This window comes from Streptomyces glomeratus (assembly GCF_021462825.1).
Taxonomy (GTDB): Bacteria; Actinomycetota; Actinomycetes; order Streptomycetales; family Streptomycetaceae; genus Streptomyces; species Streptomyces glomeratus.
On sequence record NZ_JAKEEB010000014.1, the window covers coordinates 104,609 to 117,619 of the forward strand.

General features: G+C 71.8%; 14 protein-coding genes and 2 pseudogenes. 8 read left to right on the forward strand and 8 right to left on the reverse strand.

The annotated features are described in order from the left end of the window. Positions 1–146 precede the first annotated feature (146 nt). The 3 genes and pseudogenes from LZ604_RS18750 (at position 147) to LZ604_RS18760 (ending at position 1,275) form a co-directional block, all read left to right on the forward strand. Positions 147–810: pseudogene (locus tag LZ604_RS18750) on the forward strand (SDR family oxidoreductase). A gap of 32 nt (positions 811–842) precedes the next feature. Then, entirely contained in the window at positions 843–1,091 is a 249-nt protein-coding gene (locus LZ604_RS18755) for a hypothetical protein (RefSeq protein WP_234516526.1), read from the forward strand. Between the two features lie 19 nt (positions 1,092–1,110). Next, the gene (locus LZ604_RS18760) at positions 1,111–1,275 is read left to right on the forward strand and encodes a hypothetical protein (RefSeq protein ID WP_176986079.1); all 165 of its coding nucleotides are present in this window, start codon (positions 1,111–1,113) and stop codon (positions 1,273–1,275) included. A 57-nt stretch (positions 1,276–1,332) separates the two neighbouring features. Here the strand turns inward: LZ604_RS18760 and LZ604_RS36070 are convergent, their stop codons facing one another. Beyond that, positions 1,333–1,707, reverse strand: a complete 375-nt coding sequence (locus LZ604_RS36070; protein WP_308283607.1) for a hypothetical protein — start codon at positions 1,705–1,707, stop codon at positions 1,333–1,335. Between the two features lie 62 nt (positions 1,708–1,769). Here LZ604_RS36070 and LZ604_RS18770 point away from each other — a divergent pair. Next, positions 1,770–2,547: pseudogene (locus tag LZ604_RS18770) on the forward strand (transposase); the annotation flags it as partial. Between the two features lie 15 nt (positions 2,548–2,562). On the opposite strand, the gene LZ604_RS18775 reads toward LZ604_RS18770, so the two are convergent. From LZ604_RS18775 to LZ604_RS18795, 5 genes are all read right to left on the reverse strand, one after another. Next, positions 2,563–2,889: an ankyrin repeat domain-containing protein gene (locus LZ604_RS18775; protein WP_234516527.1), complete on the reverse strand. Its 327-nt coding sequence runs from the start codon at positions 2,887–2,889 to the stop codon at positions 2,563–2,565. A gap of 120 nt (positions 2,890–3,009) precedes the next feature. After that, positions 3,010–3,429 (reverse strand): PaaI family thioesterase, encoded by a 420-nt coding sequence (locus LZ604_RS18780; RefSeq protein WP_234516584.1) that lies wholly within the window; start codon positions 3,427–3,429, stop codon positions 3,010–3,012. Positions 3,430–3,597: 168 nt separating this feature from the next. Beyond that, positions 3,598–3,918, reverse strand: a complete 321-nt coding sequence (locus tag LZ604_RS36075; RefSeq protein ID WP_234516528.1) for a molybdopterin dinucleotide binding domain-containing protein — start codon at positions 3,916–3,918, stop codon at positions 3,598–3,600. Between the two features lie 27 nt (positions 3,919–3,945). Further along, positions 3,946–4,617: an enoyl-CoA hydratase-related protein gene (locus LZ604_RS18790; protein WP_234516529.1), complete on the reverse strand. Its 672-nt coding sequence runs from the start codon at positions 4,615–4,617 to the stop codon at positions 3,946–3,948. Positions 4,618–4,661: 44 nt separating this feature from the next. Further along, on the reverse strand, positions 4,662–5,378 hold the full coding sequence (locus LZ604_RS18795; protein ID WP_234516530.1) for a TetR/AcrR family transcriptional regulator: 717 nt from the start codon (positions 5,376–5,378) through the stop codon (positions 4,662–4,664). 581 nt (positions 5,379–5,959) lie between these two features. On the opposite strand from LZ604_RS18795, the gene panD reads away from it, so the two are divergent. Then, complete coding sequence (gene panD, locus LZ604_RS18800; RefSeq protein WP_234516531.1) at positions 5,960–6,379, forward strand: aspartate 1-decarboxylase; 420 nt, start codon at positions 5,960–5,962, stop codon at positions 6,377–6,379. A 482-nt stretch (positions 6,380–6,861) separates the two neighbouring features. Here panD and gnd read toward each other — a convergent pair whose 3' ends face one another. Then, entirely contained in the window at positions 6,862–8,301 is a 1,440-nt protein-coding gene (gene gnd / locus LZ604_RS18805) for an NADP-dependent phosphogluconate dehydrogenase (RefSeq protein ID WP_234516532.1), read from the reverse strand. A gap of 325 nt (positions 8,302–8,626) precedes the next feature. On the opposite strand from gnd, the gene LZ604_RS18810 reads away from it, so the two are divergent. Continuing rightward, positions 8,627–9,853 carry a transglycosylase family protein gene (locus LZ604_RS18810; RefSeq protein WP_234516533.1) on the forward strand — a complete coding sequence of 409 codons (1,227 nt, stop codon included), beginning with the start codon at positions 8,627–8,629 and terminating at the stop codon, positions 9,851–9,853. Here the strand turns inward: LZ604_RS18810 and LZ604_RS18815 are convergent. After that, a complete protein-coding gene (locus LZ604_RS18815; protein WP_234516534.1) occupies positions 9,843–10,832 on the reverse strand; it encodes a DMT family transporter in 990 nt (329 codons plus the stop codon). The genes LZ604_RS18810 and LZ604_RS18815 overlap by 11 nt on opposite strands. A 230-nt stretch (positions 10,833–11,062) precedes the next feature. On the opposite strand from LZ604_RS18815, the gene LZ604_RS18820 reads away from it, so the two are divergent. Continuing rightward, entirely contained in the window at positions 11,063–11,782 is a 720-nt protein-coding gene (locus LZ604_RS18820; protein ID WP_234516535.1) for a (2Fe-2S)-binding protein, read from the forward strand. Between the two features lie 75 nt (positions 11,783–11,857). After that, positions 11,858–13,009 (forward strand): glycogen synthase, encoded by a 1,152-nt coding sequence (glgA, locus tag LZ604_RS18825; protein ID WP_234516536.1) that lies wholly within the window; start codon positions 11,858–11,860, stop codon positions 13,007–13,009. The last annotated feature ends 2 nt before the right edge of the window (positions 13,010–13,011 follow it).

The following is a 13,011-nucleotide window of genomic DNA, read 5'->3' on the forward strand; positions in this document are numbered from 1 at the left end:
CACCTGCGGCGCGACCCGGTGGCCGGGTGGTCTCGCGCACCAGCGCGGTGCGCGAGTACGCCGACTTCACGGCAACCGCGGGACCCGACCTGCCGCGGCGGTCCCGCAGCCCGGCGTGAGCGGTCGCGTGTGGCAAGAATGACCCCATGCGCATTGTGATCGCGGGTGGACACGGAAAGATCGCGCGCCGTCTGACCCGGCTGCTCTCGGCGCGCGGCGACGACGTCACAGGGTTGATCCGCAACCCAGACCACGCCGACGACCTGCGCGCGGACGGCGCGGAACCGGTGGTGTGCGATCTGGAGCACGCCTCGGTGGACGAGGTGGTCGGCCGCCTCGGCGGCGCCGACGCGGCACTGTTCGCCGCGGGCGCCGGACCGGGCAGCGGCGCTGCCCGCAAGCAGACGGTGGACCGGAACGCGGCCATCCTCCTCGCCGACGCGGCCGAGCGCGCCGGGATGCGCCGCTTCCTGGTGATCTCCGCGATGGGCGTGGACAGCCCGCCGCCGCCCGGCACCGACCCGGTGTTCGCCGCCTACCTGAAGGCCAAGGGCGAGGCGGACGCCGACATCGCCTCCCGTCCGGGACTGGACTGGACGATTCTGCGCCCGGGGAATGCTGACCGACGACCCCGGTAGCGGCCGCGTCACGCTCGCCGAGCACACCGACCGGGGCCAGGTGCCGCGCGATGACGTGGCTGCGGTGCTCGCCGCCCTGCTCCACGAGCCCAGGACCGCCGGGCGCATCCTCGAGCTGATCAGCGGGTCCACCCCGGTCGAGGAGGCGGTGCGCGCCGTGGCCGGCGGCTGACGCCGCACTCCGCCCTCGCCCGGGTGCGGGTAATGACGCACACCCGGGCGCTTTCAAAGGCGCTGCGCAGCGAGGCCGACACGGTGTTCCGCAAGCTGAGGGACATCGCCGCGCCGAGCGGTACACCCTTCGAGCACCAGTCGATCGGCTACGCCTTCGGGTACGTCGAGGCGATGTCGGAGAAGGGGCGCGTCGAGGAGGCCCGGGACAAGCTGGGCTGCCGTTCGCACGGTGAGGCCGCAGACGTTCCACCACGGCCTGAGAGGGGAGGATGGATGTGAGCGACGAAGGAGGCCCGTCATGAAATCCGGAGCCCCTGATTACGACGCCTGGTACTCGCGCACACCCTCGCAGGCCGAGGGCGAGCGGGACGAGACGGGCGAGCGTACCGCAACGGAACAGCACCCGGACGTCCCCCGGAGCGAGCCATCCCAGGCGGAGGGCGAGCGGGGCGACGACGCCTAGCGCAACTGGACGCCCCGTCGCCGGGGGCCGGGTGAGGGTGCACTTTTTCCGGCGCTGTCACCGGTTCCCGGCCCGCCTGCCGTCCAGCAGTCCGTGCAGGTGCGCGGCGGCGTTCTCGATGTCCGCGTATTTCTGCTGTCCGGCGCGCACCTCGGCGGAGAGCACACCGCAGCGGTGGACGCGCTCGAAATCGCCGTGGGGGAGCTTGTACCGGCCCTTGGTCTCCTCTCCCATCTCGTCATCGATGCCCAGGTACCACCTGGCGTACTCGTCGAATCCGTGCTCCTCGAGGTGGGCATTCTCGTCCGCTGCCGAAGGCCGGTGCCCTCCTGCGGTGGTTCGCCGGCCCGCCATCGCTTGCTCGACCCACGAACGCAGGACGTGCGCAGGTGCCGCGCCGGCCGTGCCGGCGAGCGTCTCGGCCTGGTCCAAACGACGAGCAGGGTCGGCACCGCCTGCACCTCGAAGCCGCCGACTGACCCGTGGATTTTGTTGATGTCGACCTTGACGGCGAGGCCACCCGGGTCGCCAACCGGCTCCACGGCCTGCTGACGCAGATCCGCCCGTCGCTGGAACGAGTCCTCGGGCCGAGGCTGCAGCACCCAGCCGTCCTAGTCCTGCTGGAACGGTTCGGGTCACCGGCACAGATCCGCAAGGATGGCCGACGCCGGCTGGTCACGCTGCTGCGGCCGAAAGCGCCGAGGATGGCCGAGCGGCTCGTCGAGGACATCTTCGCCGCGCTGGACGAGCAGACCGTGACGGTCCCGGGCACCGACGCGGCCGCGCTCATCGTCCCGAGCCTGGCCGCCTCGCTCACTGCCGTCCTTGACCAGCGCAAGCTCTTGGCCGGGCGGATCGAGGAACTGCCGGACGTCCACCCTCTTTCGAAGGTCCTGACGTCGATGCCAGGAGTCGGCGTCAGGACCGGTGCCAGGATCCGGATCGAGGTCGGCGACGGCAGCACCTTCCCGACCGCCGGCCACCTCGCCGCCGACGCAGGACTCGCCCCGGCGACCAGAAGCTCGGGCTCCTCGATCCGCGGCGAGCAGCCCTCCCGGAGGGGAAACAAGCAGCTCAAACGGGGCCCTCTTCCTCTCGGCGTTCGCCTCCTTGGGCGACCCGGCTTCTCGGGCCTACTACGACAAGAAGATCGCCCAGGGCAAGCACCACACCCAGGCCCTGCTCTGCCTCGCCCGACGACGGGCCGATGTCCTCTTCGCCATGCTCCGCGACGGGACCTTCTATGAACCCCAGCCCGCCAAAGCTGCCTGACCTGCAGAAATTGCACTACGAGGAAGGACGTTCCCGGAGATGCACCGTGACATCTGAACCAATACGCCAGTCGGCAAGACGCCGCGGGCTCACACCATGAAAGTTGGCCCTATCCGGATCAGCACCGGCCTCGACCAGCAGCGACAACACCGCGCCATCGCCTCGATACGTGAACACGGCCTGCCACAAAGGCGTATTGCCCTGCTCATCGCGTGCATCCACCTCCGCACCCGCCGCCAGGAGAGAGCGGACAGCCGCGGCATCCTGCTCATCCGCTGCGAAGTGCAGCTGCGTCCACCCCTGGCGGCTCACACGACCCAAGCCCTGATCCTCATCCGTCATGCCCGTCATCATCACGATCGCTTGACGAAGGAGCTAGGGGCACCCCCCGCAGCCTCGGCCGCCGACGGCCCACGCGGAACGTGACCTTCACGGCAGGTGAAGCCGACCTCGGCGAGCGACCTAAAGGATCATGCAGGTGGTGGTGGCGTGGGCGATCAGTTTGCCCTGGTCGTCCAGCACCTTGCCTTCGGCGGTCGCCGTACGACGGCCAGCGTGGATGACGGTGCCCTCGCCGGTGAGGGTCTGGCCGTCGGTGCGGGCGGCGCGGATGTAGTTGACCTTGAGTTCGAGGGTGGTGTAGTCGGTGCCGGCGGGGAGGGTGGTGTGGACGGCGCAGCCCATGGCGGAGTCGAGGAGGGTGGCGGCGATGCCGCCGTGGACGGTGCCGAGAGGGTTGGCGAAGTCGGGGCGGGTGTCGAGGGAGATGACGATGCGGCCGTGGGCGACCTCGTCGAAGCGCATGCCGAGCAGGCGGCCGATGGAGGGGATGTCAGTGGGGCGTTCGGTCTGCACCCAGCGCATCAGTTCCAGGCCGGTCATGGCGGTGAGGTCGGTGGTCACGGGTCGTTCTCCTTGCGAGGTGCTGGTGGTGCCGCCCCGAGGTGCGGGGTGTTCATCAGGCGGGGAGGGGCTGGATACGGGCGGGAACGTGCTTGTGCCGGGGCGTTCCGGCGATGGGGTCGCGCCAGGTGAGGTCAGTGAGGGCGTTCAGGGCGACGCCGGTGCGTTCGTTGCCGCCGTCTTGGGTGGGCAGGTCGAGGCCGAAGCCGTTCGGCAGGGCCGCGTCCCCGGCTGCAGGCGGGCGTCGCTCTCGACCACCGCCTCAGCGGTGCCGGGCGACGCGGTGATCTGGGCGAGGGCGCCGTCGGACAGGCCCAGCCGTTCGGCGTCGTGCGGGCTGACGCGCAGGGCGTCCTGCTGGTCGCGCTCGCGCCAGGTGTTGTCGCGGAAGATGGTGTTTGCGGTGAACGCCCTGATGCGGTGGGCAGTTGGGGCAGTCCGTGCCCCGGGGGACGGCGCCCGGGGCACGGCTTGGTGCGGTCGGTGAGGTGCTGGTCAGCCGAGCGGGTTGGTGGTGTCGCGCAGGGTGGCCAGGGCCGGTGCGTACATGCGGGCCTTGATGGTGCCGAGGGTGTCGCCGGCCTTGTTCACCTGTGCCTGGGCGATCTCGATCGCGGTGGAGCGCACGGCTTCCTCGGTGACGGCCTGGTCGACGATGCCGGTCGCCGCGGCGTCGGCGCCGCCGTAGCGGCGGGCGGTGATCATGGCCTCGTGCGCGGTCTGCGGCGCCAGCCGGGATTGGATGAGGGCGGCCATGCCGGGGGTGAAGGGGATGTTGATGTCCGCTTCGGGCAGGCACCAGTAGCCGCGGTCGGCGCGCATGACGCGGAAGTCGTGAGCGAGGGAGAACATCGCGCCGGCGGCGAAGGTGTGCCCCTGCAGCGCGGCCACCGTGACGACCGGCAGCGACAGCATCCGCGCGAAGAGCTCATGGACGGTGACCACGTAGTCCTGGTAGTGGTCGGAGTGGGCGGACAGCCAGTCCAGGTCGAGCCCGTTGGAGTAGAACTTGCCGGTGGCGGCGGTGACCAGGGCGCGAGGGCCTTCCGCCTTCTCCACCTCGTCGAGCGCGGCGCTGACGGCGGTGAGCCAGTCGGGGTGGAAGCGGTTCTCTCCGTCTCCCAGGTCGAGGACGAAGACGTTGTCCTGACGGTCGAGTGAGGGCATGGCGACTCCTTCGGGCTGAGCTGACTTGGACAAGCGACTGCGGGCTACGGCCGGGGACCGGATTCGGCACCGGGGCGATCGCGCAGGGCGTGGAGGAGCAGGTCGTGGATCTCGGCGGCGGCTGCCTCGATCGGGGCGGTGCTCCGTTCGGCCCGGCACATGATCACCGCGCCTTCGACGGCGGCGATCATGAAGGCACCGAGCCGGCGGCTGCGTTCCTCGGTCAGGCCGTGCCGGACGAGAAAAGCCGTGAGGGCCTCCTGCCAGCGGGCGAAGACTGCGGCGGCCGAGCGGGCAAGCTGGGGTGCATCGTCGTTGGTCTCCACGGCCACCGCCACGATCGGGCAGCCGGCCCGGAAGCCGCTCTCCACGAGCCGGTCACGCCACAGCCGGAAAAACGCGTCGACGGCCGCCACCGGGTCATCCACCTGCATCGCGGTGTCGATCAGCCCCGTGAGGAAGTCCGCCGCCAGTGCCAGCGCCTCCTCGATGAGCTGCGCCCGCCCGCCGGGGAAGTGGTGATACACCGAGCCCCGGGGAGCTCCGCTGTGGGCGAGCACCCGGTCGATGCTGGTCGCGCTCGCACCGTATTCACGCAGCAGAGCTGCAGCACTGAGGACCATCCGGTCACGGCTTTCACTCTTGCGCGGGCTCATCTGCTCACCAGCCTCCCCATGGCCATACGGCCCACCAAACGGTCTACCCATCAGTAACTTAAGGTGTATGCCATAGAACATGCAAGAGGAGTTGCCGGCGGTCATCGAATCGGTACCGATGGCGCCGCTCGGCCACATGCACGCCGGCTGTGGCGGTGCCCCTGGGCACGCTCAGCTCAACACCAGAGAAGCGCGCGGGGCCGCCGTCGCGCAGTTCGACGGCTTCGCGCGTGCCGGTGGACGCGCGGGAAGGCACGCTGGTCCGCGCCCGGAGCCCGTCGGCGGTTTCCAGGGTGTCCGCTGTCGGTCGGCGTCGAGCACCATACGGATGCGGCAGACCACGGCCTCCTTCCGCGCTTCTAGCGCCCCGTCCAGGCCGTCTCGGTCAGGCTTTGGTGCAGGTCCGGGCGGATGCGGCTGATCTGCATCGCACCAGGTTCTCCGCCTCGCTCTGCAGATGACACTCGGCACGGCCACGACGCCAGGGCGTGGGCACGTGCCGGCGCACCCAGCCGGCCAGCAGCTCGCTCTGTCCGACGTCCTCGGTGAGTGGTAGCGGAAGCGGGGGTTCGGGGCGAGGGGTGTGCCGTCGGGAAGGTCTTCGAGTCGAAGGTATGCCGGTGTACAGTGAACAACGCCCTTGACCTGCAAAAAGCTGGCAGGGAGCCGTCTTCCAGGAGTCCAAAGTGCTGCGTACTCTGTTCAAGTCCAAGATCCACCGTGCCACGGTCACCCAGGCCGACCTGCACTACGTCGGATCCGTGACCATCGACGCCGACCTCCTCGACGCCGCGGACCTGCTGCCCGGTGAGCTCGTCCACATCGTCGACATCACCAATGGCGCCCGTCTGGAGACGTATGTCATCGAGGGCGAGCGTGGCTCCGGTGTCATCGGGATCAACGGGGCCGCGGCCCACCTGGTGCACCCGGGCGATCTGGTGATCATCATCAGCTACGCCCAGGTCACCGACGACGAGGCGCGGACCCTGCGGCCGAGGGTCGTCCACGTGGACGGCGACAACCGGATCGTGGCCCTGGGCGCGGACCCGTCGGCGCCGGTGCCGGGCTCCGACCAGGAGCGCAGCCCAGGGGCCGTCACCGCCTGACCGCCCGGGCGGCGGCGGGGCGACGCCCGGGGTCGCCGCGCGGCCGGCACCGGCCGGGGGAGTGAGTGCGGGTGGGGCGTCCGGGTACCCGGGGGACAAGTCCAGGGCCGACGCATTGACTGGCTGGAGGACACCATGACGCATCCGCTCCCCGATCCCGCACAGCCGGGACCGCCCCCCGGACCGGGACCGACCCCGGGACCGGAGCCGACCCCCGAGCCGGTGCCGCCGGGACCGTCCCCCACGCCCCCGGCGCCAGGTCCGGAGCCCACGCCCCCGGCGCCGGGTCCCAGGCCCACGCCCCCGGCGCCCGGACCGACGCCACCGGGTCCCGAGCCCACGCCCCCCGGGCCCGGCCCCGACCGTCCGCAGCCCGGCCCCGAGCCGGTTCCCGGACCGGAGCCGCCGCCTTCCCCGATCCCCGAACCCCCGGGCCCCGACCCCGTCCCGCGGCCCGAACCGGGACCGCCTCTCAAGTAGCGTTACGCCTCGACCTCCGAGCGGTCCCCGCCCCACAGCGTGTGGAACGAGCCCGGGCGGTCCGTCCGGCGGTAGGTGTGCGCCCCGAAGAAGTCCCGTTGTGCCTGGGTGAGCGCGGCGGGCAACCGCTCGGCGCGCAGCGCGTCGTAGTAGGCGAGGGCCGCCGAGAAGCCGGGCGTCGGGACACCCTGGCGGGTCGCCGCGGCCAGGACCTCGCGCCAGTCGTCCTGCGCCGCGGCGATCTCCTGGGCGAAGGTCTCGTCCGACAGCAGGCTGGGCAGGTCCGGACGGGCGTCGTAGGCGGCGCGGATGCGGTCCAGGAAGGCGGCGCGGATGATGCAGCCCGCGCGCCAGATGGAGGCCACCTTGCCGAGGTCGATGGTCCAGTCGTACTCCTCGCTGCCCGTCGCGATCTCGTGGAAGCCCTGCGTGTACGACACGATCTTCGACGCGTACAGCGCCTGCTCCACACGGTCCGCGAAGGCCCCCGCCTCCGCCTTGCCCAGCGGCGTGGCCTTGGGGCCGGCCAGATGGCGTGACGCCTCCCGCAGGGCCGTGTGCCCGGACAGCGAGCGGGCGAACACCGCCTCGGCGATGCCCGAGACCGGCACCCCCAGGTCCAGCGCGATCTGGACCGTCCAGCGCCCGGTGCCCTTCTGCTCCGCCTGGTCCTGGACCACGTCCACGAACGGCTTGCCCGTCGCCGCGTCCACATGGGAGAGGACCTCGGCGGTGATCTCGATCAGATACGAGTCCAGGCGGCCGGTGTTCCAGGTGCGGAAGATCTCCGCGATCTCGGCGGGGGAGTAGCCCGCGACATCGCGCAGCAGCTGGTACGCCTCACCGATCAGCTGCATATCGGCGTACTCGATGCCGTTGTGGACCATCTTCACGAAGTGGCCGGCCCCGTCCGGTCCGACGTGCGTCACGCACGGCGCGCCGTCCTTCGCCTTGGCCGAGATCTTCTCCAGCATCGGGCCGAGGGAGCCGTAGGACTCCTTGGAGCCGCCGGGCATGATGCTCGGTCCGTGCAGCGCGCCCTCCTCGCCGCCGGAGACGCCGGTGCCGACGAAGTGGATGCCCTGCTCGCGCAGCCTCCTCTCCCGGCGGCGGGTGTCCGCGAAGTGCGCGTTGCCACCGTCGATGATCATGTCGCCGGGCTCCAGGAGCGGGGCGAACTCCTCGATCACCGCATCGGTCGGCTCACCCGCCTTCACCATGATCATCAGGCGCCGCGGCCGCTCCAGCGCCGCGACGAAGTCCTCAGCGGTCTCGGTGGACACGAAGTCGCCCTCGTGTCCGAACTCCTTCACCAGGTCATGGGTCCGGGAGGCGGTCCGGTTGTGCAGGGCGACCGTATAGCCGTTGCGCGCGAAGTTCCGGGCGAGGTTGCGGCCCATGACCGCGAGACCCGTGACGCCGATCTGGGCGGAAGCGTTCATAACGGTTGGCTCCTAGAGGTCCTGGCATCGTCGGTACCGGTTCGGTCCTGAGGACGTCCTCGATGGGTGGTGCCGGTCGTGCACGTCAGTATTGCCCGATGACCATCCTGACGTGCCGGTACGCCCGCCGCACATCCGGACGTGTCGGCGGGGCGCCTTGTGCCTCTCCCGTCCGCTCCCGCCGTCCCGGCCGTTTCCGTCCGCTCTCCCAACCATGAGCGATTCCCGGTCAGTTGGCGTGTGGGAGCGGCCGATTGCCGCCTTGTCATGGCGCGTTCCCGGCGCATACTTTTGCCCCTCCTGAGGCATGTCGAGGGGGCTCACCATGGCCGTACGCGGTCGCCATCGCCGGTATCAGCCGACTCGGATCAACCGCGCCTCGCTCACCGTCACGGCGGGCGGCGCCGGTATGGCGATACCGCTCATCGGTGCCGGCGTGGCGCACGCCGCCGACGTGGACACCTGGAACAAGGTGGCCGCCTGCGAGTCGAGCGGCAACTGGAGCATCAACACCGGCAACGGCTACTACGGCGGACTGCAGTTCACCCAGTCCACCTGGGAGGCGTACGGGGGGACGGCCTACGCCCGGCGTGCCGATCTCGCCACCCGGGACCAGCAGATCGCCGTGGCCGAGAAGGTCCTGGCCGGTCAGGGTCCCGGAGCCTGGCCGGTCTGCTCCGGGCGCGCCGGACTCGCCCGCGGAGACTCCGCCCCCGGCCCGGACACCTCGCACGTCGCCACGCAGACCGCCAAGCGCTCCGTCCGCGACGTGCAGCCGCAGACCACGCCGCAGTCGCGGGCGGGCGCCACCGAGATGTACACGGTGGTGCACGGCGACACCCTCTCCGGCATCGCCGACTCCCACCGGGTCCAGGGCGGTTGGCAGCGGCTGTACGCGGCCAACCGCACGACGGTCGGCGCGGACCCGGACCTGATCCTGCCCGGTCAGCGGCTGAACCTGCGTGCCAAGGCGCCCACGCACCCTCAGGCGCCCTCCACCCGCACCCACGAGACGCCCCACAGGCCGTCCGGCCCCCCGGCCCACCAGCCCGCCCACGACCCGGCCCGCACGTCGGCCACGCCGTCGCACAAGTCGTCGCACAAGTCGTCCGCGGAGAAGGCCACTTCCGGCCGGGCGGCCACCCACCACGCACTGGTCGCCCCGGTGAACGCCGCGACGGGCACTCCGTACCACGCCGCGGGGTCCGCCTGGTCGAAGGGCTACCACACCGGCGTCGACTTCCCCGTGCCCACCGGATCCTCCGTGAAGGCGGTGGCGGCCGGCCAGGTCGTCACCGCCGGCTGGGGCGGCTCCTTCGGCTATCAGGTGGTCATCCGGCACGCCGACGGCCGCTACACGCAGTACGCCCATCTGTCGGCGATCTCCGTGAAGGACGGGCAGAGCGTGGTGGCCGGCCAGCGGATCGGCCGCTCCGGCTCCACCGGGAACAGCACGGGCCCGCATCTGCACTTCGAGGTGCGGACGGGGCCCGAGTTCGGCAGTGACATCGACCCGATCGCCTATCTCCGCGCGGGCGGCATCAGGATCTGACCGGGTCCCGGTGGAGTTCCGGGGCCGCGACGGGGACGAGCGGCCCGCGGGGGAAGGGGTCGTACGGGCGCGCCGGTTCGCCGTGGCGCGCCGGCTCCCGGCCCCCGGCCGGCGCCTGCCGGGCCGGCACCGGCACCCGGGCCGTCTCCTCCGCGTCGATCCGCTCGGAGGTCAGCAGGACCAGACCGCCCGCGGCGACGACCGCGCAGCCGACGGCCAGCGCGGTGCCCGCCGTACCGTGGCGGAAGGTCTCCCCGAACATGGTGATGCCCGCCCCGGCCGCCACCACCGGATTCACGACCGTCAGCGTGGACAGCGGCGCCGCGAGGCCCGCGCCCCGGTAGGAGGCCTGTGACAGCAGCATGCCGGCGGTGGCGAGGACACCTATCACCGTGAGGCTCGGCAGGTCCGCGAGCACGACCCCGCCGCTCCAGTCCACCGCGACCGTCTTCGTGAACACGGAGGACATGCCGAACGCGGCCCCGGACGCCACCGCCAGCAGCACACTTCGGACCGCCGGATGCCGGTGCGTCGCGCGGGCGGCGAGCATCAGCGCCACGACACCGCCGGCGGTCACCAGGGCGGCCGCCACGCGCTGGGCGCCGCTCGGCGACCGGGCGTCGGAAGCGCCGATCAGGGCCAGCAGACCCGCGAGTCCCACGGTCGCCGTGACGGCGCCCCGCCAGGCGGTCGCCCCAGCCCTGCGGCCCACGAACAGGGCGGCCATCGGCAGGGCGAACACGATGGTCAGCGCGCCCAGCGGCTGGACCAGGCTCAGCGGACCGCAGGCCAGCGCCACCACGTGCAGCACCCCGCCGAGACCGTTCAGCACGACGGCGGCCCACCAGGCGGGCCGGCGCAGCGGCGCGTACGGCATGCCGGGGGTGGACACGGCGACCTGCTCCTGCACGATCGCCCCGCCCGCGTAGGCGACGGCGGAGGCGAGCGACAGAAGCACGGACAACGCGAGGGCGCTCATCGGCAGTTCCTTCGCGTGGGACCGGGACGGCGAGCCCGGCGCGGCGAGCGGTCGTCTTGCATGGTCGACACGATGCCGCCCGCAGCTCCATTCGTCGTCGTACCTGAGCACGCATTAGGTCGTACTGCCGATGGAGTACGACTGCGTTTTCGTCCGCCCCAGGAGGGGTGCCGGCGCACGTGTCGCCCCGGGCAGGAGCTCCCCGGGAAGCCTTGGTACTACTGACTTTCGTGGATCTCGACCCCGGACTCGCCGCGCTGCGCCCCCTCGGCGGCTTCTTCGTCCTGCACACCGGAGCGCCGCCCCTCGCCGGGCTGCCGACCCTCGCGCGGGCCTACGCGCCCGCGGCGCCCGCCGTCCCCGCGAAGGGGTACGCGGATCCGATGGATTTCCGCGTCCGCAAGGTCGCCCGGAGCCTCGGCACACCCGAGGCCCGGGTCGCCGCCTCCCTCGCCCACCAGGGTCTCGCGGCGCGGCTGTGGTCCGTGGCCCTCGGCTGCGCCGCCCTGTACGGGCGGGTGCCGGACCTCGATCCGCGGCTGCTGCGCTGGGACCCGGACGGCAGCGCGCCGGACGACCTGTGGCTCGGTGAGGTCCGCGCGCTGCCGGTCGACGGGCTCGACGCGGTCGTACGCGAGGGACACCTCGTCCCGCTCACGGCCGCGCTGAGCGCTCGTCACCGGGTCTCCGCGCGACTGCTCTGGGGCAACGCGGGCGCCGCGCTCGCGAGCAGCGTCCGGATGATCGACCGCTGGGCGCGTACCGGCGGCCGACGGGACGTGGCGGACCGGGCCCGCACCCTGGCCGCCGGACTGTTCGCGCACCCCGACCTGGCCGGCACCGTCGACCCCGCCACCGGCCGCCGCCGCACCTGCTGCCTGTACTACCGGGTGCCCGGCGGGGGCCTGTGCGGCGACTGCTGCTTCGACCGGCCGCCGGGCCGCCGGTGAATCACGCGTGGTCTTCCACAACCGCCGTATCTGGGTGACCATGTGGGAACCAGCCGCTGAGACAGGGGGTTCCGGGTGCGTGTGGGACTGCTGACCCGGGAGTACCCGCCGGACGTGTACGGCGGTGCGGGCGTCCATGTCGAGTTCCTCGCCCGGGAGTTGCGCTCCCTGACGGACCTGGACGTGCACTGCTGGGGCGAGGGCGCCGCGGGCGGCGTCGTACGCCACCGGCCCTGGTCCGCCCTCGACACCGCCAACGACGCCCTGCGTACCTTCTCCGTGGACCTGTCCATCGCCGCCGCTCTCCAGGACCGGGAACTGGTCCACTCGCACACCTGGTACGCCAATCTCGCCGGCCACCTCGGCAAGCTGCTGTACGGCATCCCGCATGTGCTGACCGCGCACTCGCTGGAGCCGCTGCGCCCATGGAAGGCCGAGCAACTCGGCGGCGGATACACCCTCTCCAGCTGGGCCGAGCGCACCGCGACGGAGGCCGCGGACGCGGTGATCGCCGTCTCCGGCGCCATGCGCGAGGACATCCTGCGCTGCTACCCGGCCCTCGACCCGGCGCGGGTCCACGTGGTGCACAACGGCATCGACACCTCGCTGTACCGGCCGGACCCCGGCACGGACGTCCTCGCCCGCCTCGGCCTGGACCCGAACCGTCCCTACGTCCTGTTCGTCGGCCGCATCACCCGCCAGAAGGGCGTGCCGCATCTGCTGCGCGCGGTACGGCACATCGACCCCGAGGCCCAGCTGGTGCTGTGCGCGGGCGCCCCCGACACACCCGGGATAGACCGGGAGTTCCGCGGTCTGTACGCCGAGTTGAGCGGGATCCGCCAGGGCGTCCACTGGATTCCGAAGATGCTGCCGCGCCCGGAGGTGATCCAGCTCCTCACGCACGCCGCCGTGTTCGTCTGCCCGTCGGTGTACGAGCCGCTCGGCATCGTCAACCTGGAGGCCATGGCGTGCGGCACCGCCGTGGTGGCCTCGCGCACGGGCGGCATCCCGGAGGTCGTGGACGACGGCCGCACCGGCCTTCTGGTGGATGTGGACGACGACTTCGAGGAGCACCTCGCACGCGCCCTGGACGCCGTCCTCGCCGACCCGGTGGCCGCGGAGCGCATGGGTGAGGCCGGACGGGAGCGCGCGGTGCGGGAGTTCGGCTGGGACACGGTGGCCCGCCGCACGGTGCGGCTGTACGAGAAAGTCCTCGCACAGGGGTAGTC